This window comes from Caballeronia udeis, assembly GCF_001544555.2.
Taxonomy (GTDB): domain Bacteria; phylum Pseudomonadota; class Gammaproteobacteria; order Burkholderiales; family Burkholderiaceae; genus Caballeronia; species Caballeronia udeis.
The window spans coordinates 101,560-120,698 of the sequence record NZ_FCOK02000008.1 but is presented as its reverse complement, the minus strand read 5'-3'; the positions used below and the strand labels follow the sequence as shown (position 1 = coordinate 120,698).

The 19,139-nt window shown below is 60.1% G+C and carries 19 protein-coding genes; 9 read left to right on the top strand and 10 right to left on the bottom strand.

Annotation, left to right across the window (positions count from 1 at the left end; all coding sequences use genetic code 11):
* The first annotated feature begins 7 nt into the window (after positions 1-7).
* Positions 8-541, top strand: coding sequence for a YMGG-like glycine zipper-containing protein (locus AWB69_RS08565; RefSeq protein ID WP_062084311.1), 534 nt, complete (start codon positions 8-10; stop codon positions 539-541).
* A gap of 65 nt (positions 542-606) precedes the next feature.
* Here the strand turns inward: AWB69_RS08565 and AWB69_RS08560 are convergent, their stop codons facing one another.
* On the bottom strand, positions 607-1,431 hold the full coding sequence (locus AWB69_RS08560; RefSeq protein WP_062084310.1) for an IclR family transcriptional regulator: 825 nt from the start codon (positions 1,429-1,431) through the stop codon (positions 607-609).
* Positions 1,432-1,598: 167 nt separating this feature from the next.
* Between AWB69_RS08560 and AWB69_RS08555 the strand changes: the two genes are divergently transcribed.
* The 5 genes from AWB69_RS08555 to AWB69_RS08535 all read left to right on the top strand — a co-directional run bounded on the left by AWB69_RS08555 (position 1,599) and on the right by AWB69_RS08535 (position 5,749).
* A complete protein-coding gene (locus AWB69_RS08555) occupies positions 1,599-2,366 on the top strand; it encodes an ABC transporter substrate-binding protein (protein WP_062084307.1) in 768 nt (255 codons plus the stop codon).
* Between the two features lie 31 nt (positions 2,367-2,397).
* Positions 2,398-3,054, top strand: coding sequence for an amino acid ABC transporter permease (locus tag AWB69_RS08550; protein WP_062084305.1), 657 nt, complete (start codon positions 2,398-2,400; stop codon positions 3,052-3,054).
* A complete protein-coding gene (locus AWB69_RS08545) occupies positions 3,051-3,797 on the top strand; it encodes an amino acid ABC transporter ATP-binding protein (protein WP_062084303.1) in 747 nt (248 codons plus the stop codon). The genes AWB69_RS08550 and AWB69_RS08545 overlap by 4 nt, the downstream gene beginning before the upstream one ends.
* A 9-nt stretch (positions 3,798-3,806) precedes the next feature.
* Entirely contained in the window at positions 3,807-5,099 is a 1,293-nt protein-coding gene (locus tag AWB69_RS08540) for an NAD(P)/FAD-dependent oxidoreductase (RefSeq protein WP_062084301.1), read from the top strand.
* 179 nt (positions 5,100-5,278) lie between these two features.
* The gene (locus AWB69_RS08535) at positions 5,279-5,749 is read left to right on the top strand and encodes a hypothetical protein (protein WP_062084299.1); all 471 of its coding nucleotides are present in this window, start codon (positions 5,279-5,281) and stop codon (positions 5,747-5,749) included.
* A gap of 199 nt (positions 5,750-5,948) precedes the next feature.
* Here the strand turns inward: AWB69_RS08535 and AWB69_RS08530 are convergent, their stop codons facing one another.
* On the bottom strand, positions 5,949-7,481 hold the full coding sequence (locus AWB69_RS08530; RefSeq protein WP_082913310.1) for a GGDEF domain-containing protein: 1,533 nt from the start codon (positions 7,479-7,481) through the stop codon (positions 5,949-5,951).
* A 503-nt stretch (positions 7,482-7,984) separates the two neighbouring features.
* Positions 7,985-8,119: a hypothetical protein gene (locus tag AWB69_RS50290; protein WP_269447470.1), complete on the bottom strand. Its 135-nt coding sequence runs from the start codon at positions 8,117-8,119 to the stop codon at positions 7,985-7,987.
* A gap of 662 nt (positions 8,120-8,781) precedes the next feature.
* On the opposite strand from AWB69_RS50290, the gene AWB69_RS08525 reads away from it, so the two are divergent.
* Together AWB69_RS08525 and AWB69_RS08520 are read left to right on the top strand one after the other, a co-directional pair.
* Entirely contained in the window at positions 8,782-9,006 is a 225-nt protein-coding gene (locus tag AWB69_RS08525) for a hypothetical protein (RefSeq protein WP_062084295.1), read from the top strand.
* Positions 9,007-9,333: 327 nt separating this feature from the next.
* On the top strand, positions 9,334-10,596 hold the full coding sequence (locus tag AWB69_RS08520; protein ID WP_231937030.1) for a glycoside hydrolase family 71 protein: 1,263 nt from the start codon (positions 9,334-9,336) through the stop codon (positions 10,594-10,596).
* 23 nt (positions 10,597-10,619) lie between these two features.
* Here the strand turns inward: AWB69_RS08520 and AWB69_RS08515 are convergent, their stop codons facing one another.
* Positions 10,620-11,015: a VOC family protein gene (locus AWB69_RS08515; protein ID WP_062084291.1), complete on the bottom strand. Its 396-nt coding sequence runs from the start codon at positions 11,013-11,015 to the stop codon at positions 10,620-10,622.
* Positions 11,016-11,103: 88 nt separating this feature from the next.
* Entirely contained in the window at positions 11,104-11,619 is a 516-nt protein-coding gene (pyrE, locus tag AWB69_RS08510) for an orotate phosphoribosyltransferase (RefSeq protein ID WP_062084288.1), read from the bottom strand.
* A gap of 277 nt (positions 11,620-11,896) precedes the next feature.
* Between pyrE and AWB69_RS08505 the strand changes: the two genes are divergently transcribed.
* Complete coding sequence (locus AWB69_RS08505) at positions 11,897-12,418, top strand: hypothetical protein (RefSeq protein ID WP_062084285.1); 522 nt, start codon at positions 11,897-11,899, stop codon at positions 12,416-12,418.
* A 108-nt stretch (positions 12,419-12,526) separates the two neighbouring features.
* Here the strand turns inward: AWB69_RS08505 and AWB69_RS08500 are convergent, their stop codons facing one another.
* From AWB69_RS08500 to AWB69_RS08480, 5 genes are all read right to left on the bottom strand, one after another.
* Positions 12,527-14,158, bottom strand: a complete 1,632-nt coding sequence (locus AWB69_RS08500) for an NAD-dependent malic enzyme (protein WP_062084283.1) — start codon at positions 14,156-14,158, stop codon at positions 12,527-12,529.
* Between the two features lie 125 nt (positions 14,159-14,283).
* On the bottom strand, positions 14,284-15,450 hold the full coding sequence (locus AWB69_RS08495; RefSeq protein WP_062084281.1) for a mandelate racemase/muconate lactonizing enzyme family protein: 1,167 nt from the start codon (positions 15,448-15,450) through the stop codon (positions 14,284-14,286).
* A 250-nt stretch (positions 15,451-15,700) separates the two neighbouring features.
* Entirely contained in the window at positions 15,701-16,954 is a 1,254-nt protein-coding gene (locus tag AWB69_RS08490) for a DUF3734 domain-containing protein (protein ID WP_062084279.1), read from the bottom strand.
* A 10-nt stretch (positions 16,955-16,964) separates the two neighbouring features.
* Positions 16,965-17,747: a 3-hydroxybutyrate dehydrogenase gene (locus tag AWB69_RS08485; protein WP_062084277.1), complete on the bottom strand. Its 783-nt coding sequence runs from the start codon at positions 17,745-17,747 to the stop codon at positions 16,965-16,967.
* A gap of 32 nt (positions 17,748-17,779) precedes the next feature.
* Positions 17,780-18,562, bottom strand: coding sequence for an acetoacetate decarboxylase (locus AWB69_RS08480; RefSeq protein WP_062084275.1), 783 nt, complete (start codon positions 18,560-18,562; stop codon positions 17,780-17,782).
* Positions 18,563-19,139: the final 577 nt, after the last annotated feature.

The following is a 19,139-nucleotide window of genomic DNA, read 5'->3' as shown; positions in this document are numbered from 1 at the left end:
AAGCGTCATGAAGTATCCAAGACTTGCATTACTCGTTTCGATGGGGGTTTCGCTCGGCATTCTCGGCGGGTGCGCCGTGGTGCCTACGGGACCGAGCGTAATGGCCCTTCCTGGTACCGGCAAGACCTTCGACCAGTTCCGCGCGGACGATGGTTCGTGTCGTCAGTTTGCGTATGGACAGGTTGGTGGTGACCAGGCCAATCAGTCCACGACCAATAGCGCGGTAGGCAGTGCGGTGGTCGGCACGGCGTTGGGCGCGGCTGCGGGTGCGGCGTTCAATGGCGGTTCGGGCGCCGCGGTGGGTGCGGGCGCCGGCTTGCTGGCCGGCAGTTTGTTTGGTGCATCCAACGCGCAAGGGTCGGCTTACGACGTACAGCGCCGCTATGACCAGGCGTATCTGCAGTGCATGTATGCAAGCGGTAATCGGGTGCCAATGCGCGGGCGGATGATGAGTGCGCCACCCCCGCAAGGCGTTTATTCGACGCAGCCGCCGCCTCCGCCGCCGCCCGGGATGCCGCCGCCTCCGCCACCGGGGTATTGAAGAACGCTTGACGTTTTCGTTCGCACCCGGGAGAGATCTGACTCCAGGAGTGCGAACGATAACCCTTACCCCAGCGTACGAATCGAGTTGCTGATTCCGCGCGCGCAATCAATCACCGCCGGGGCCAGGCGCTGCTCCGCTTCGGCGAGCGTCCAGCGGCTCGTGGGCGCGACAACATGCACCGCCCCCACCGGACGACGCTCGCCGTCAAGTACGGCCGCTGCAATCGTCATATCGCCAATGAACAACTCCTCCCGATTCGAGGCATAGCCGCTGAGCCGCCCTTGCGCCAGCCGCGCGTGAATCTCTCCAAGATCTGTTACGGTGTACTGCGTATGCACCACACGCTCGCTTGCCTCCAGCAGCACGCGTGACTCCTCCTCCGGCAACGCCGCCAGATACGCCCTCCCCGACGCCGTGCAATACATGGGAATGCGGCTGCCGATCGGCATGTGTATGGGCAGGAACTTCGTACACACGAATCGCCCCACGTAGACCATCTCCACGCCATCCGGTTCGGTCAGGTTGGTCGTCTCTCCCGTCACATTGGTCAGCTCCGACAGGAACGGATTGGCGACATCAATCAACGTATCCGCCGCCAGGTAGTTGAAGCCGATCTGCATGGCCTTCACCGCAAGCTGATACCGCTTCGTGCGCGGATGCTTCTTCACATACCCCAGCTTTTCCAGCGTGTAGATCATGCGCTGCGCCGAACTCTTGGTGATCGACGTGGCCTCGGCCACCTCCGGCAGCGTCATGGTCCGCCGCTGCGCACTGAACGCCCGCAGCACCGCGATGCCCTTCTCCAGCGACTGGTTGAACAGCGCATCCGGCGTGTCGCCGGCTATGGCAGGCACGTCCACCTGAGGGTCCGGCTTGTTTAGATTCATGGATTTACCCAATTGTTTGGATCGAGGTCCGGGATGACAATGCAGCATTATCATATCGAATATCGATACGAATATTTCGATTGACGATTTTATTGTCTCGAATAAGATACGCCAACCGTCACTGATCGATTTTCCTTGTCGACCCTTCCCAATAAGTGGAGAGCCTCATGTTCCAGTTAGTCAAACGCTTCGCCTGTGTCCTTGCAACGGGATTGCTGCTCACGGGCGCACCGGCCCTGTCGGTGGCCGCCACCCCCACTTATGCGGTCGGAGCAACGGCTACGGGCATCCCGTTCACCTTTCTCGACGTCAAGACCAACTCGATCCAGGGCTTGCTGGTCGACGCCATCACGGCGACCGGAAAGGCGTCGGGTTTTGACGTCAGCATCGAACAAACCACGTTCTCCTCACTGATTCCGTCGCTGACCACGAAGAAGATCGACATCATTTCAGCCGCCATGCTTAAGACGCCCGCACGCCAGCAGGTGGTCGACTTCTCGGACACGGTTTATTCGTATGGCGAAGGCCTCATTGTGCGCGCCGACGACACCGGCAAATACCCGACAATGGACTCGCTCAAGGGAGAAGTGGTGGGTGCTCAGGTAGGGACGGCGTTTGTCGATGCGCTGAACAAGAAAGGCGTTTTCAAGGAAGTGCGCACCTATGATTCAGTCGCCGACATCATGCGTGACGTCGCGCTCGGGCGCATCAAGGGAGGCTTTGGCGATCATCCGATCATCGCTTACCAGCTTCAGCACAACCCGAATCCGCAGTTGCGGCTGGTCGCCGAGTATCAGCCGGAAGTGAAAGGCCAGTTGTGCTTCGTGGTGCGCAAGGGTGACACGGCCACGCTCGACCAGTTGAACGCGGGTATCAAGAAGATCAAGGCCGACGGCACGCTGATGCAGATCATCAAGAAGTGGCAGGTGGAATAGCGGCATCCTCAGCATAAAGAGGATAGAAGCCATGTTCTTCCAGAACGCCATCGAGTTCCTGCCGATCCTGCTGAAAGGCGCGGTCGTCACGATCGAGATCACCTTCTGCTCGTTCGTCCTGAGCACGCTGCTCGGTCTCCTGCTGGCGCTGATGCGCGTGTCGTCGAACAAGTTCGCTTCGCGCGCCGCCGCGACGTTCATCAACGTGATCCGCGGCTTGCCGATCATTGTCCAGCTGTTTTATATCTACTTCGTGCTGCCCGATCTCGGCGTGCGCCTGTCCGCGTTTCAAGCGGGTTTTATCGGGCTGGGCATCGCTTACTCCGTGTATCAGGCCGAGAATTTTCGCGCGGGCATCCAGGCGATCGATCACGGGCAGATAGAAGCGGCGCAATCCATCGGCATGCGCGGTGCGCTGATCATGCGGCGCGTAGTGCTGCCGCAGGCGTTCAAGATCGCGCTGCCGCCCTATGGCAACACGCTCGTGATGATGCTGAAGGACTCGTCGCTCGCGTCCACCATCACGGTCGCTGAAATGACCCGTGCCGGGCAGTTGATCGCGTCGTCGACCTTCCAGAACATGACCGTATTCACGCTGGTTGCGCTGCTTTATCTCGGGCTCAGCCTGCCGCTGGTCTATGGCTTGCGTCGTCTGGAACGCCGCCTCGGTCTCAAGGGGAAACGATGATCAAGGTCGACTCGATTCATAAACGCTTTCACGACCAGGAAGTGCTGAAGGGCGTCAGCCTTACCGTTGAAGCGGGTCAGGTGGTTTGCCTGATCGGCCCGTCCGGCTCGGGTAAATCAACGCTCCTGCGTTGCGTCAACGGACTGGAAAAGCATGACGCCGGCACCATCACCGTGGATGGCCGTATAGTCGACGCCCGCTCGAATCACATTCACGAGCTGCGCATGCAGGTGGGCATGGTGTTCCAGCGCTTCAACCTTTTTCCGCACCGCACCGCGCTGGAGAATGTCTGCGAGGGTCCGGTGTTCGTCAAGAAAGAAGCCCGTGCGCAAGCGCGGGAAAAAGCGCGTCATCTGCTCGACAAGGTCGGGCTCGGGCATCGCATGGATGCTTATCCGTCGGAATTGTCGGGCGGCCAGCAGCAGCGCGTGGCGATTGCCCGGGCGCTGGCCATGGAGCCCAAGGCGATCTTGTTCGACGAGCCAACGTCCGCGCTCGACCCCGAGCTGGTTGGTGAAGTCCTGAACGTGATGCGCCAGCTCGCCTATGACGGCATGACGATGATTGTCGTCACGCACGAAATGAGTTTTGCGCGCGAAGTGGCGGACAGGGTGTGTTTTCTTTATGACGGCACGATCTGCGAAGAAGGCGCCGCAGCCGATCTGCTCGAACGTCCGCAACATCCCCGCACGCGCGATTTCCTGCGCCGGGTGCTCACTTCCACCGACGCGCCTTCAACCTGAATATCCAACATGAGCCTCGTTGAAGTTGCACAACCGTTGCCGCCTTCTCTCTGGGCCGCGACGGCGGAACCGGCCGTCGATACCCCGCCGCTCGACACGTCCATCAAGACCAATGTGCTGATCGTAGGGGCGGGTTATACCGGCCTGTCGACCGCCTTGCATCTTGCCGGGCAAGGTCTGAAAGTCTGCGTGATCGATGCCAACGAACCGGGCTGGGGCGCGTCCGGCCGCAACGGCGGCCAGGTGATTCCCGGCCTGAAATACGATCCGGATGAGCTCATCCGGCGCTATGGTCCGCGCGATGGCGAAGCCCTCGCGCAGATTGCCGGGAGTGCCGCGGACACGGTCTTCGACCTGATCGATCGTCATCACATCCAATGCGACGCCACCCGCAATGGCTGGATCCAGCCCACGCATTCGAACAAGCTGCTCGGCACGCTGCACGCCCGTGCAAGGCAGTGGGAAGCGCGTGGTGCGCCGGTAGAACTACTCGACCGCTCGCAGGTTGCGAAGCGGCTCGGCACCGAAACATTCGTGGGCGGCTGGATCGACAAACGCGCGGGCAGCGTGCAGCCCCTGAGTTATGCGCGTGGACTGGCGCGCGCGGCGCAGGCCGCGGGTGTCGCGATTCACGGTGCAACCCGTGCCGCCGCGCTCGAACGGAGTTCCGACGGCTGGCGCGTGCAATGCGCGGGCGGTACGGTGGTCGATGCAAAACAGGTGCTGCTCGCGACCAACGGTTATACCGATTCGCTTTGGCCCGGCCTCGAGCAATCGGTGATAGCGGCGAACAGTTTTATCGTCGCCACCCGGCCTTTGCCCGGCGATATTTTAGCGACCGTGCTGCCCGGACGCGAAGTTGCGTCGGACTCGCGGCGGCTGTTGCTGTACTTCCGCAAGGACGCCGCCGGCCGCTTGCTGATAGGCGGCCGTGGTCCCTTCCGCGATCCGCGTGCCGTCGCCGATTGGGCGCATCTTGAACGCGCAGCGCGGTTGATGTATCCGCAACTCGAAGGTATCGAATATGAATACCGATGGGCGGGACGCATCGCCATTACGCGGGACTTCCTGCCGCATGTGCACACGCCTGCCGAGGGCTTGACGATCGCGCTGGGCTACAACGGGCGCGGCATCGCCATGGCGACAACCCTGGGCAAGCACCTCGCCGCATTCATGAGCGGCGCGGCACAGGGGCTGCCGCTGCCGCCCACGTCGATCAAGCCGATCCCTTTTCATGCGCTGCAGCGTGTGTATATCAGCGCGGGAGTGGCGTGGTATGGCTTGCTGGATGCGCTTTCCTGACAACTGTCCGATGACGGCCGGCCTGCCGAAAAAAAACCTCCGGGGACCGAAGAGGCGTAAATTCATTGGATAGGTTTCGGCCCGGCGCGTAGCGGTTGCATGGCGGTTGCATGCTGGTTGCATGCCTTACGCGACGGGTCAAACGTCGAAGTCGGACACGTTGTACAGGAGGAGCAGCCATGAACACAAAACAAAGTAAAAAGGGACATCTCGAAGCCGCAGCATCGCATCACGAGCAGGCCGCGCGATTTCACCGCGAGGCGTCACATCATTTCGAAGCAGGCAAAGACCACGACCACGCCGCCCACCAGGCGGTCATGGCGCACGGCCACGCGCTTCACGCCATAGACGAAGCCAACAGCGTCGTCAAACACAACGCCGGTGCGTCGACCGTATTGCCACCGCCATCGGGTTCAGGCGACAACACGACCGCAGCGCAGCATCACGCAACAGCGGCCGAACTCCATGGCCAAGCGGCGCAGCATTTGCGCCACGCAGCCAAACTCTTCGACGACGACCGCAGCGCTGTCGCCCACGACACCCAGTTGGCGTTTTCCCTTGCCGTACGCGCGTTAGCCCATGGCAACGAGGCGGCCAGGCAGCATGTAACAGCCGCGCGTGAGAAAAGTCCGGTGAGTGGCGCCGCCTGAGCTCGCCGCCTGAGCTCGCCGCCTGAGCTCGCCGCCTGAGCTCGCCGCCTGAGCGTGCGCGTTTGAAGGACGTTGCCGGCAGCAAGGCATGGACCCCATCATCGCCCTGGCCTCTTCGATCGGAACTCGCTGAACGAACGTCAGGGTGCATTCGTGTAGCGAGCTGTCTTGCGACAAGCCGGGAGCGTCCAAACCCAGGCTAGGTCGTGACGGCCGCTCCGTCGAATGGCTCGGCCATGCTCGTCTGGTTTCTGCCCGAAGCCTTCGCCCGATACACAGCCTGGTCGGCCACCTTGATCAGCGCAAGCGGGTCGGCCACCTCTTCGGTGTCGGTACAGGCCACGCCGATGCTCACCGTGATGACCCCATGCTCGCTGCCGTTGTGCTCGATCGCGAGACCGCGGACAGCCGCATGAATGGCGGCGGCAACCAGAGCCGCCGACGCGCGGTCCGTCTCCGGCAATACCACCACAAACTCCTCCCCTCCGAAGCGCGCAGCAACGTCGCCCGGCCGCTGACTGTTTCGCGCAATCGCCTGTGCCACCGCGGTCAGCGCGTCGTCACCGGCCTGATGGCCGTACGTGTCGTTGTAATTTTTAAACCGGTCGATATCCACGAACAAAAGCGCCAGTGGTTTTCCCGAGCGCTTTGAACGATTCCATTCAAGCATGAGGCGGTCGTCGAGACTGCGCCGGTTGCTCAGGCCCGTCAGGCCGTCAATACGCGTCATGTTGCGCAAGTGCTCCTCCACTTCCAGGCGGTGCCGGAATTCCACTGAGAGAAGCTGTGCCGCGAACAACAGGCCCACAATCAGCAGCGCGGTGACAATGCCGATATACCAGGCCCGGCTGGTCCAGTCCGCGAACACGTAGCGGGCCGCGGGCGCAATGATCACGATCATCTTCAGCTTGTCTAACGTGCGAAAGTTATAGAGCCGCTCTTCCCCGTCTTCTCCGGACACGCTAATGAATGACGTCTCATGCGTCTCTTTGAAGCGCTCGAAGTTTTTTCGTCCGGCGAAGTTTTCGTCGACCGCGCTTCCATCGTTCGGATAACGTAGGATCACGTGGCCGTCGTCCTGCAAGAGCGTGATGACGCCCCCGGGGCCAAGCCGGACTCCCGACAGCAAGTTCTGGAAATAGTCGAGCCGGAAGGCTGCCACCACGACGCCGGCGAACGAGCCGTCGGGATGATTCACCCGCCGGCTGAACATGAGATCGACTTCGCCGGGAACCAGGCGCGAATGCAACGGACGGCTGATGAACAGCCCGAGGTTCGGATTGTCGCGATGAACGACGAACCACTCCCGGTCGGCCAGGTCGACCCTGCGTGGAATCGCGCTCGTGGAGTCCACAATGATCTTGCCCTGCGAATCAAGGCACAACAATGAACCTATGTACTGGCTGGCGGTAGTGGATCTGTCGAACAGAAGTTCGCGCCTCAGGCGGTCCGGCAGCCGCATGACGTCTGCGTCCTGTGCGCCGTCCACGGCCGCCCGGATGGAGAGGTCCGTCAGTTGGGCGGTGTACGTGATGTCATGTTCAATGACGCGCGCCAGGTTGTCCGCATTCTCGATCGCGCGAGCGGTCGTATCCTGATGCGCCTGCACCAGAACAGCGAGGGCGAACCCGAACACGATCACCGAGAAAACAATGCTGCCTAGAACTATTGCATTCGGATGGCGCGCTAAAGCCGCTCTTAGCCGAAAGAAAATAGTCGGTCTTTTTAACATTCGAAGGCTTCCAACGATAAGGCGCCATTGTCTGGCGCTTGTCAGATCCGAGCCGGCCTGCGCGTGTTCGCACTTCGCCGATCCAACCCTCCCGCCCGCAGGAAACGGTTCTCCTAAAGCCGCAATCACCCATGCAGTCCGTCATTGCCTTGCGTGCGCGTCCCACCTTTCGACTTGCCTTTTTGCTCCCGGTCCTGAGCGCCTCCCTCGGCGCCCATTCGTCATGCAATTATTCTATGCGTTCCGGGCCGTCACGCGACGATCTTTCTTCTATGGGTACGCGCTTGCCCGTCAACCCTGTCATTGGAATACAACAGCGCCCGGGGTAGTCGTCGCGCGGTGAAATGCCGGATGTGAAAAAGCCGTTCCGGTGAAATGCGGAACGGCTTTTTCAAAGACTGCTTAATGACGCTACTGAAGCTGCTGCAGATACTGTTGATGCCTTGGGTCCAACCGCCCATCGATGCCGAGCCGGCACATCGATCAACCGCAAGCTCCGGCAATTAATGGCAGCGCTTTTCCCAATGATGATGCACCTTCACTTTGTGGCACTCACGATGGTGCGACTGGGCGGAGGCCGGAGTGATAACGCAGAGCGTCGTGGCGGCAAGAGCAAGGGCGATGGCAATTTTCTTCATGGTGTTTTCCATAAGTGTAAGGCGGGGAAAAAGTGAAATGGCTTCACATAGCGAGTCATTCATGCACAGGCGGTACAGACGCCGACATCGGCGGACGAGTTCAACAACACACTTCAACCCCGTCATTAGCGGTTGGTCATGTCGTCTGTCAAGCGCCCCAGGAGGTTCCCGCCGGTCGATGGTTGTTCACCCTACATTTCTGTTAACGCAACGGATGCGGATTGGATAACAACTTTTCTGACTTTTTTTGCGTAAAAGTGATGGGGGGTTAACGTTAATCAAGCGATGAATCTGGCTGTAAAGCAAGGCGCAAATCAGAACACGGATTGTGCCTGATGAATATTTCAGTCAATACGATTGCAACGTCGGCATTTTGTAATTTATCGGGGCGTCACATGCCGTTCATTCATCGCGCTGCATGCCAGGTTCCGCCATGCAGCGTGGGTCAAGCGTATGCAAGGTTTGTTCCCGCTGTTTTCAGGGAGCGTTTGTCATGCGATGTAACGCATGTAAGCAGTCTTGCAACGCACTGGAAGCTTGCACGGCATACACTAATCATGCGTCTTCTCCCAAGACGCGGTTGTGAGTGATGCAAGTGACTGCAGCTTGGCCCGCCCTTCTGGGCGGGCCGTTTTTTTTCTTCACGAACAAACGAGTCTCCAATGAACCGTATCCTGTTCACGCCGGCCGTCACGTGCCTGCTATTCGTTTCTTCAACTTATGCACAGTCGAGCCCGGAGGTCGCTAACTCGGCTATCGCGCAGAACTTCCAGTACATCAATCACCCGCCGGCGCCGCCCGTTGAAGCCAGCGCCCCGGCCGCGACCGGAAAGGGTCGGGGGCATCGGCACCAGCAGATTTCGACTGACACCGACCCGACGCAATAGCAACAACACCGGTGGTTCCACCGTCGGCAACATAAAGCGCACCAATCTTTGGGATTGCAAACGCCGGCGCAGCGGAGTGAACCCGGAGCCTGCGCGTTCGCATTCACACTCTCGCGGTTGGTTTCGGGCAAGTCATCGGCGTGTCTGACTTCCACATGTAGTCCTCATGATCCGGCTACTATCGGAGCAGACACTCTTTTGAGCCTGCCCTTCATGCCATCACGTCCGATCCCGGGCCGCCGTCGCTTGGTACTTGCCTGCTTGTCGTTGTCCTGCGCTGATCCCCTCAGCGTTCACGCCGCCGTACCGCCACGTGCCACAGGGCGTTTGCGCAAACGCGTCTTCGCCCACTACATGGTCGCGTGGCCGCGCGGTGGTCCGCATGCAACGGTCGCCGCTTATGAGGCGGAATGCCGCGATGCGCACGCGCGCGGCATCGACGGCTTCGCACTCAATTGCGGCGGTTGGGACCGCAACGAGCCGCACTATAAACAACGCGTGCTGCGCCTGTACGACGCAGCCGCGCGTCTCGACCTCGACTTCAAGCTGTTCGTCTCCGCCGACGGCCGGGCGCAAGACGAAATCGAGGACATAGTCGCCACTACGCGCGGTCTCAAGGCGCAATTGTGCGTTGATAACAAGCCCGTTCTGTCCGCCTATGCCGCGGGAGGCAAGGATTACACCCATGGCGCGGCACTCGTGCGCGAAGCGGCCCGGCTAGGCGCGTTCTTCGTGCCACACTTTTTCCCGTCCTCGGGCGAGCGCCAGATTTCCGCGCGCGAAGCCGCTCAGATCGCAGAACAGCTTGGTACTGCTGATGGTTATTTCTACTTTGGCGCGGCGGGTGCGCCAAACCTGATCGCGAAGTCCACTGAAGCGCTCAGCGCGGAATTCAAGGCCCGGGGCAAAGTATTCATGGCGCCGGTCACGCCGTATTATCGCGGGCTGCGGGCGGGCAGCAACTATCGCGCGTTCGAAACCAGCGGTTTCTGCGGCATGGCGGCCGAATGGGAAGCGGCGATCACATCCGGCGTGGCATGGGTGCAGATCGTGACCTGGAATGACTGGGCCGAATCCACGTATGTCGCGCCCATCGGTGGCACAGGCCGCGCTCATGTCTATGACGACCGCTTCGGCGATCTCCTCTCGCATACCGGTTATCTCGACGCGAGTAAGTACTACATCGAATGGTTCAAGTCAGGTAGCAAGCCTGTCATCGCGCGGGATCGGCTGTTCTATTTTTATCGGTTGAATCCGCTCGGGCAGGATCATCAGCGTTGGCCGGACGCGCACGATGCCAGCACGCCACCGCGCACCAGCGAACCGCTGTCGTCGCAGATTCATGTATCGGTGTTCCTGACAGCGCCGGCTGTGCTCGTCGTGTCGCTGGCGTCGGTCCGGAGCTCTGCCACGCGCTTCGACCTGCCCGCGGGCGTGACACATCTCAGCGCGGATGCCCGAGCCGGCACGCCTCGTTTTGTACTGCAGCGGCAGGGCACGATCGTTATAGACAAAACCGGCGAACAAGCCATCACCGCCGACGACTTTTCCGGCGCCTATAACTATTTTTCGGGTAGTGCGGACGCCTAGCGAGGCTTGGAGCAATCCAGCCGTCAGGCGATAACGTGGCACACCGCTTCAACGCGATTGCCCGCCGGATCAAGGATGAACGCGGCGTAATAACCTGGATGGTAGTCAGATCGCAGCCCCGGGGCGCCGTCCGAGCGGCCTCCGGCAGCAACGCCAGCCGCGTGGAACGCGTCGACCTGTGCACGAGACGCAGCCTTGAAACACCAGTGCCGCTTGTTGTCGCCTATTACGCTTTGATCCAGGTACACCGCGAGATAGGTCGATGCAGCGTCCTGCGCGGTGCACCGTTCGCCGTACCCCAGCGCGTGTGGCAAGTCATACACCTTCGCTGCGCCGAGCGTGCTCATGATCGCGTCGTAAAAACGCCGGGCGATGTCGAGATCGGGAACACCGATAGAAACATGATCAAGAAGCTGCATGCTCGGCCGCTCAGGAATGGATGAATTGAAGCTAGGGGTGGAGTGCTTGGGGCGGAGTACTGCTCAATGCTTGGTGCTCACTGATCGCTCACTGACCCGCTTCGATCTGCGAGAAGGTGTAGAGGGATTTCAATTCAATCCCGATTCCCGCAAGCATTTCCTTACCACCGCTTTCGCGGTCGATCACACACAGCGTCAGCGAGACCGGCACGCCGTCAGCGCGCAGTTTCGCCACGGCGTCGGAAATGGCGCCGCCGCTGGACACAATGTCCTCGACCAGCACGAGCTTGCGGCCGGCCAGATCCGCGCCTTCCGCATACTTGCAGGTGCCGTACTCTTTCGCTTCCTTGCGGATATACGCTGCCGGCAAGCCGGTCACCTGGCTGAGCATGGTCACGATCGGAATGCCGCCCATCTCGAGACCGCCCAGTATTTCGGTACCTGGGGGGATCAGGGGCACCATCGCTTGCGCAATCGCTTTCAACAATACGGGATCGGACTCGAAGCGATATTTGTCGAAGTAGGTGTTGCTGCGCTTGCCTGAACGCAGCAGGAAATCGCCGCTCAACTTGGACACTTCGCGGATTCGCCGGGCAATGGTCATGAATGGTTTCCTCTTACTTTTACCGGGTAACAATTGTTTCGCGGTCGCAAATCTACGCGAAAACTTGCTTTCGAGGAAGCAATTATCCCAGGCCCGGCCATCCAGCCCGGGGTGATCACGGGTTCCCACCCGGAATTATCCGGCGGCAAAACGCCCGGATAAAGCCCCGCTCGCATGCCCGCCAAGGGCGAAGGGATAACGCCTCGCGCGCGCCGGGCAGCGATAGACTTGGGGCCCCGCACCCGCCCGGCACTGTTGGCAAGCCCAGGAACCACCCATGATCAACCTGCAAAAATCCATCGAGACCTATATTCGGGCGAAGGACAGTAATCGCCCATTCTTGATGGCGGATGCCTTTACCGCCGATGCCGAACTCACGATGCAAGTGAACACCTCGGAAATCTCGTTTCCGGGCACAGTGAAAGGCGCGAAAGCCATTTCGAATGTTCTGGTGAGCGAGTTTTCCCAGCGTTATGAGAATGTCTACACCTTCTGCATAGGCGACGCGCCGGCGGCAGGAATGGCGTTCAGTTGCGACTGGCTGGTGTGCATGTCGGAGAAGAGCACCGGTCTCGCGCGAGCCGGTTTCGGCCGATACGACTGGTTGGCGGCGGATTCGGGACAGGTCCGGCAACTTCGAATCACCATAGAAGAAATGACCACGCTGCCGCAGGACACGGTCGAGCCGATCTTGCGATGGAGTGACTCACTGCCGTACCCGTGGTGCCCGCGCGAACGGCTTGGCCGGGGGGCGCCGGACCTGAAAGCGATCGACCGTATCCGGGCCGCGCTCGCCTAGCGCATCCGCGCGATGAAGCGGGTTTGGGCCGGTTTCTCCGGCCCAAACCCGCCGATTTGCTCCATTCCGGCAAAACCCACCTCGGCGCAAATCGAACACCCGCCCGGCTTAGAGCGTTGCGTACGCCGGCTTGTAAGCGCAGTCGCGGATCAGTGCGGTGATGTCGTCCGGCCTTGGCACGCGCGCCAGGTTATTGTCGAAAATGCACTCGGCCACGCGCACGGCCACATGAAGCGAGGCCTCGAAAATCTTGCTCTGCGGCGGATAGATCAACCCGGTTGCAAGACTGGTTTCCGAGACCTGCTCGGCCACCGCTTTCGCCGCGACAATGAACATTTCGTCCGTGACCCGGGTCGCCTGGGTGGCGAACACGGCCATGCCGAGCGCGGGGAAAATATAGACATTGTTGCCTTGTCCCGGCACAAACGTGCGCCCTTCTATTTCCACCGGCGGGAACGGACTGCCGCTCGCGAAAATAGCGCGGCCGGAGGACCACCGGTACGCTTCCTCGGCCGTGCACTCGGAGCGCGAGGTCGGGTTGGAATACGGGAAGATGATCGGACGCTCGTTGATCTCCGCCATGGCCTCGATCACGTGCTGGTTGAAGAGCTTGGGCACGGTACTGACACCAATGATGCCGGTCGGTTTCAGCGCCTTCACTGCGTCGGTAAATGTACTCACCGGCGCATGATCCACCGCGAAAGGCTTCTGGAAATCCGCCAGGTCCTGGCGCGATTTCACCATCAGCCCGTTCACGTCGAACAGCGCATTGCGCGCCCGGGCTTCGTCAATACTCAAGCCTTCCAGCACCATCGCCTGGCTGATCAGCTCGGCAATGCCGGTCCCCGCGGAGCCGCCGCCCAGGAACAGGAACCGCTGGTCGACAAGCTTCTGCTTCGAGATGTGAAGCGCGGCGAAGATCCCTGCCAGCGCGACGGCGGCAGTGCCCTGGATGTCGTCGTTATAGGTGCAGATCTTGTCCTTGTATCGCGCGAGCAGCGGCACGGCATTGAAGTTGGCGAAGTCTTCCCATTGGATGCAGCATTTCGGATGCAACTCCAGCGCTGCTTCGACGAACTCGTTCACGAACGCATGGTATTCGTCGCCGCGCACACGCTCCTGACGCAGGCCCAGGTAGAGCGGATCGTCGAGCAGGTCACGGTTATTGGTGCCCACGTCCAGCGTCACCGGCAAACAGTATTGGGGCGGCACGCCCGCGCACGCGGTATAGAGCGAGAGCTTGCCGATAGGAATGCCCATTCCGCCGACGCCCAGGTCCCCCAGTCCGAGAATGCGTTCGCCATCCGTCACCACGATGAAGCGAACGTCCGTTTCCGGCCAGTTCTGCAGCAGATCCTTCACCCTTCCCCGAGCCGAGATGGGGATATACATGCCCCGCGTCGCACGGAAAATATGATTGAATTTCTGGCATGCCTCGCCCACTGTCGGCGTGTATACCAAGGGCATGAACGTCGCCGGATCGGACATGATCGTGGCGTAGAACAAGGTCTCGTTGCGTGCCTGCAGATCGGACAACAGAAGATATTTTTGCAGGTCGTTGTCGAGAGCGGCCAGTTCCGTGTGCGTACGCGCAACCTGCAATTCCAGTGAACTGCTGCCCGGCGGCAGCAGCCCTTCGAGATGGTATTGGCGGCGTTCGGCTTCGCTAAAGGCTGAGCCTTTGTTAAGACGGGGATCGCGAAGGAGATCGCGGCCGGTAAGCTCGCTAGGTTTTTGCATTGCAATATTCCTGTCAACCGGCGCCAGGGACTGCGCCGAATAGCGTATGAATACGTCGCGTCAGGCTCCGCCACACCCGCCGCTAGAAAGTAGCCAGGCCACGCGACGACGGAAAGGGAAAAGCCTTACGACGACAAAGCCTGCATGTGGACATACAAATCGCTCTTGCCTTCAAAACCAATGCCGGGAAGATCCGGTAAGGTCACATGGCCGTTATGCACTTTCACGCCGTCCGGAAAGCCGCCGAATGGCTGGAACAGATCCGGGTACGATTCATTGCCGCCCAGGCCAAGACCCGCTGCAATGTTCAATGACATCTGGTGGCCGCCGTGAGGAACGCAGCGTGAACGCGACCAGCCGTGCTGGTGCAGCATGTCCAGCGTCCGCAAATATTCGACCAGCCCATAGCTCAGCGCGCAGTCGAATTGGAGGTAATCGCGGTCCGCGCGCATGCCGCCATAGCGGATCAGGTTACGCGCATCCTGCATCGAGAACAAATTCTCGCCGGTCGCCATCGGCTTGTCGTAGTAATTGCGCAGCGTGGCCTGCAGTTCGAAATCGAGCGGATCGCCCGCCTCTTCGTACCAGAACAGGTCGTATTGCGAGAGGGCTTTTGCATACTGGATAGCCGTGTCCAGGTCGAAGCGGCCATTTGCATCGACGGCGAGTTTTTGACCGTCCTGCAGCACGGACAGCACCGCGTCGATCCGGCGCAGGTCCTCGTCGAGCGAACCACCGCCTATCTTCTTCTTGACGACCGTATAACCGCGGTCAATATAGCTGCGCATCTCGTCCTTCAGCTTGCTGAAGTCCTGGCCGGGATAGTAATAACCGCCGGCTGCATAAACGAAGACTTCCCGATCCGGCGTGCCGTTGCCATACCGGTCCGCCAGTAACTGGAACAGCGGCTTGCCTTCGATCTTCGCAACCGCATCCCACACCGCCATGTCGATCGTGCCGATCGCCACCGAGCGCTCGCCATGACCGCCGGGCTTTTCATTCGTGAACATCGCGGCCCAGATCTTGTGCGGATCGAGGTTGTTGCCTGACTCATCGAGCAGCGAATCCGGCTCGGCCGCAAGCACGCGCGGAATAAAACGCTCGCGCATCAGCTTGCCCTGGCCGTACCGTCCGTTCGAATTGAAGCCGTAGCCAACCACTGGCTTGCCGTCACGCATTACGTCGGTGATCACGGCAACGAGACTCAGCGTCATCTTGCTGAAATCGATATACGCATTCCGGATGGATGAACTGATCGGAATGGTTTGCTCGCGGATTTCCACGATTTTCATGTAACTGTCTCCTGAGTACCGGCAAATGCGCGAATAAATGTTCAAGCGCATAACGAAGCTTACGCGCGCCCAGCCGCGTTACACTTCACCGGTACTCATTTGATTATTCAGTTAAAGTGAAGAATGAGTGGTCATAAAACGGCGGTGGCCGTTATCGGGAACTTCCGGAGCCCATATCAGCAAGTTGTTCGGGGGTCGCCTGACCCAGGGTGAACCATGTCAATCCGGCGACCACCCGATGCGCGCCCGTTCAGGCAGCGGCTTTTCGTTCCACGCCAAGAGGCAATTCAGGCATCTCGCGATCAGACTGCGGCACAGAGCCAAGCCGGCGATGCACGTCGTGCGTCACGAAACCCTGTTCGCGGCTCGGCACATCGAACCACTCCCGATGAGCGAATGAATCGCGGATGTCTTCCAGACCGCTTTCCCAGTGCTCCTGCATTGTGTCGATGCTGAACTCGTAGTCCTTGTAGTGCCCCTCGTAAGGCTTGTTCTTGTAGATGAGGTGGACCACATTGATCGCGCTGCCGTCCGCCGCTTCTTCAGCGAGACGAAATAGCGGATCGGTCTTGAGCAGATCGGGCGGAACATGCGCGAGCAATTCCTTGATGAAGCGTGCATGCTTCTGACGATCCGCCAGTATGCTGGTAATGGCACGCGTACGGCTCGAGAACTGGATGTCTTTGGCACGCTCGGACACGTCGAGGAAATCTCCCGGCGCATTACCTCTCGCGCTCCACAGATCCACCTGAAAAACCAGCGTGTCCTTGTGTTCAGCATCACGAAGCACTTCGGTCAGCGGCGTGTTGGAAACCAGCCCGCCGTCCCAGTAGAACTCGCCGTCTATCTCGACTGCAGGGAAACCTGGCGGCAACGCGCCCGACGCCATGAAATGCTCCGGCTGCAAGCGCATTTTTGTGTTGTCGAAGTACGCCAGGTTGCCGGTCCGCACGTTCACCGCGCCCACCGAGACGCGAATATCGCCATCGTTGATACGGTTGAAATCAGCGAACTTCAACAGCGTTTCCCTCAGCGCGGCCGTGTCGTAATAGCTGACCACGTTAGGGCTTTGCTTGCCGAAACCGGCCATAGGCAAGGGAACGCGCGGCAAGAAAAAGCCCGGCTGGCCCTCGGTCAACGCGCGCCCTGCTGCCCACATGCTGCCCCACTTGCGCGACAAGTCTTGCAGCCCGAGTCCGGGCAGCGTCCAGGCGCCCAAGCCACCGAGCCAGTCGAGCGGATGACAGATCGAATTCCAGAAACCGCGTAACGCTTCCACGCGGTTCTCCGGCGCATTACCCGCAATGATCGCGGTGTTCAGTGCACCGATCGAAACGCCTGCAATCCAGTTCGGTTGCACGCCGGCTTCGGCCAGGCCTTCATAGACGCCTGCCTGATAAGACCCGAGCGCGCCGCCGCCCTGAAGCACCAGGGCAATTTCGTCGTAGCGCGGCAGCACGAACACATCCGGCTGCCGGTTAGTTTTTCTTGTGCTGCTGCGCATACGCGACCCCTTAGTGCATTGACCAGCCGTGGCTGACGATCACCGACTGCCCGGTGAGCGCAGACGATTCGAAACCCGTGAGAAACGCCACCGTATTGGCGACGTCTTCGACCGTGGTGAATTCACCGTCGACGGTTTCCTTGAGCATCACGTTCTTGACGACTTCGTCTTCGGAGATACCGAGCGCCTTGGCCTGCTCGGGAATCTGCTTGTCGACAAGCGGTGTGCGAACGAAGCCCGGACACACCACGTTCGCCCGCACGCCGCGCGGACCGCCTTCCTTCGCGACCACCCGGGCCAGTCCAAGCAAGCCATGCTTGGCTGTCACGTACGCGGATTTCAGCTTCGATGCTTCATGTGAATGCACCGAGCCCATATAGACGATAGAGCCGCCCTTGCCGCCCGCGTACATGTGTTTGATAGCAGCCTTGGTGGTGAGAAAAGCGCCATCAAGATGGATCGCCAACATTTTCTTCCAGTCGGAAAACTCGTACTCCTCGATAGGCGCAACGATCTGGATACCCGCGTTCGACACCAGCACATCGAGACTGCCCAACTCCTGCACCGCGCGTTCAATGCCGCTATTGACCGCTTCTTCGTTTGTCACATCCATTGCGACTGCCAGCGCCTTGCCGCCCGCCGCAACGATGCTGCTGGCCACCTTCTGCGCGTTCTCGAGATTCAGGTCGGCGATCACCACCGCGGCGCCAAGACTAGCGAGTTTGCGTGCGCACTGCTCACCAATACCGCTTGCTGCACCGGTCACAAGCGCGACTTTATTGTTCAAGGACATGTTGCTTTCCTTCCCTATGGGTTCACGAATCGTTATTCATTGACGGCGGCAAGCTTCACGCTCTCGACCGTGGCCAGATAATCGAGCGCAACCTCGCCAATATCCAGCGTGAGATTGGCGATCACATGCCGCGCGCCGACCACCCGCTTCACCGGCAGATCGGCGACGGGCGCCAGGGCGTGCGGATGCAGTTCAAGCGCGGCCGGACCCGACCATGCACCGGTCACGCTCACGTCGCGCAGATAGAAGCGCACCAGTTCGCACACGCGTGCCGTACCGTCAACGTGCGGGATCACCTTCAACAAGTAATTCGGCGTCTCCGAGAGCTTCTTGCGTTCGACTTCCATGTCGAGCGGCACGTGCTTGAAACCCATCGTGCCGGTCGCGATACGTTGCGTACCGTAGTCGAGCGTGCCCAGCAGCGTGTCGTTGCCATCGACGCTCAAGGTCGGCCTGGCCAGCTTCTTCGGAAAGCCCCAGATTTCGCGGCCGCCGGCGATCGGGCCTTCGTCATCAAGGTACATCGAATGCGTGTAGTTGCCGAGATGCCCCTGCTGGTCCCGCACCGAGATAACCTGACCGCTCTCCGTGTAGTCGCCGAAGCCCGACGAGTCCGGCATGCGAATGAATTCGTAATGTACGAGATTGTTTTCCGGATGCAACGGCTCCGGCACGATGGCGCGCAGCGCATCGGGATCGGTTTCGTATGAAATGATGAAGTATTCCCGATTGATGAAGCGATACGGCGGGCGGGGATAGGCGGGATTGTGAACAGGCATCGCAAAGGCGTCTTTGCGGATCGAAGCAAGATTCATGGGGCTCCTTGTGACTGACGGCGCATACGGCGCCGGTGCAATAGTAGAGGCAATGCTCACGCGTCGTGAACGGCTGTTTCCCAAAACACCATTAACCAGATTGCAATATTGCGACTGAAACTTTGCATCAGGATGTCAGTCGCACCAACGGCATCGCCAGCAAAATCATGGCGGGCTCGGCGGAATCATTTCTCCATGCGCGCTTCGCCCGGGGCCAGCCGGCACGAGTCGGTCAGCACGAAACTGGTGCGTGTGCTCGACCGCGGGTCCTGCTCGATCGCGGTGCCTCACATGCTATCTCCTGGGAAAAGGCACGGATGCCAATCGATTCCGAGTTTCGGCCAACGGCTACCGGCAGCCTGGACTGCCGCGATAGCTGTCCGAAACTCGAAAGTCATTGACCATTCAACAGGCAATTCAACCGTTAATGTTCTGCCTGAGGATCTGGCTGAGAATCTGACTGACAGCGGCGGAACATGCCAGCTCCTTCGTCCAACATGAGGAGAGGTTGCGTGGACATGGTGAATTCGATGCGGATCTTTACCAAGGTCGCCGAGCTCAACAGCTTCGCTCGTGC

Bases quoted from the DNA above. Each gene is read 5' to 3' on its own strand.
- AWB69_RS08565 (WP_062084311.1), top strand. From the start codon at position 8: ATGAAGTATCCAAGACTTGCATTACTCGTTTCGATGGGGGTTTCGCTC.
- AWB69_RS08560 (WP_062084310.1), bottom strand. From the start codon at position 1,431: ATGAATCTAAACAAGCCGGACCCTCAGGTGGACGTGCCTGCCATAGCC.
- AWB69_RS08555 (WP_062084307.1), top strand. From the start codon at position 1,599: ATGTTCCAGTTAGTCAAACGCTTCGCCTGTGTCCTTGCAACGGGATTG.
- AWB69_RS08550 (WP_062084305.1), top strand. From the start codon at position 2,398: ATGTTCTTCCAGAACGCCATCGAGTTCCTGCCGATCCTGCTGAAAGGC.
- AWB69_RS08545 (WP_062084303.1), top strand. From the start codon at position 3,051: ATGATCAAGGTCGACTCGATTCATAAACGCTTTCACGACCAGGAAGTG.
- AWB69_RS08540 (WP_062084301.1), top strand. From the start codon at position 3,807: ATGAGCCTCGTTGAAGTTGCACAACCGTTGCCGCCTTCTCTCTGGGCC.
- AWB69_RS08535 (WP_062084299.1), top strand. From the start codon at position 5,279: ATGAACACAAAACAAAGTAAAAAGGGACATCTCGAAGCCGCAGCATCG.
- AWB69_RS08530 (WP_082913310.1), bottom strand. From the start codon at position 7,481: ATGTTAAAAAGACCGACTATTTTCTTTCGGCTAAGAGCGGCTTTAGCG.
- AWB69_RS50290 (WP_269447470.1), bottom strand. From the start codon at position 8,119: ATGAAGAAAATTGCCATCGCCCTTGCTCTTGCCGCCACGACGCTCTGC.
- AWB69_RS08525 (WP_062084295.1), top strand. From the start codon at position 8,782: ATGAACCGTATCCTGTTCACGCCGGCCGTCACGTGCCTGCTATTCGTT.
- AWB69_RS08515 (WP_062084291.1), bottom strand. From the start codon at position 11,015: ATGCAGCTTCTTGATCATGTTTCTATCGGTGTTCCCGATCTCGACATC.
- pyrE (WP_062084288.1), bottom strand. From the start codon at position 11,619: ATGACCATTGCCCGGCGAATCCGCGAAGTGTCCAAGTTGAGCGGCGAT.
- AWB69_RS08505 (WP_062084285.1), top strand. From the start codon at position 11,897: ATGATCAACCTGCAAAAATCCATCGAGACCTATATTCGGGCGAAGGAC.
- AWB69_RS08500 (WP_062084283.1), bottom strand. From the start codon at position 14,158: ATGCAAAAACCTAGCGAGCTTACCGGCCGCGATCTCCTTCGCGATCCC.
- AWB69_RS08495 (WP_062084281.1), bottom strand. From the start codon at position 15,450: ATGAAAATCGTGGAAATCCGCGAGCAAACCATTCCGATCAGTTCATCC.
- AWB69_RS08490 (WP_062084279.1), bottom strand. From the start codon at position 16,954: ATGCGCAGCAGCACAAGAAAAACTAACCGGCAGCCGGATGTGTTCGTG.
- AWB69_RS08485 (WP_062084277.1), bottom strand. From the start codon at position 17,747: ATGTCCTTGAACAATAAAGTCGCGCTTGTGACCGGTGCAGCAAGCGGT.
- AWB69_RS08480 (WP_062084275.1), bottom strand. From the start codon at position 18,562: ATGAATCTTGCTTCGATCCGCAAAGACGCCTTTGCGATGCCTGTTCAC.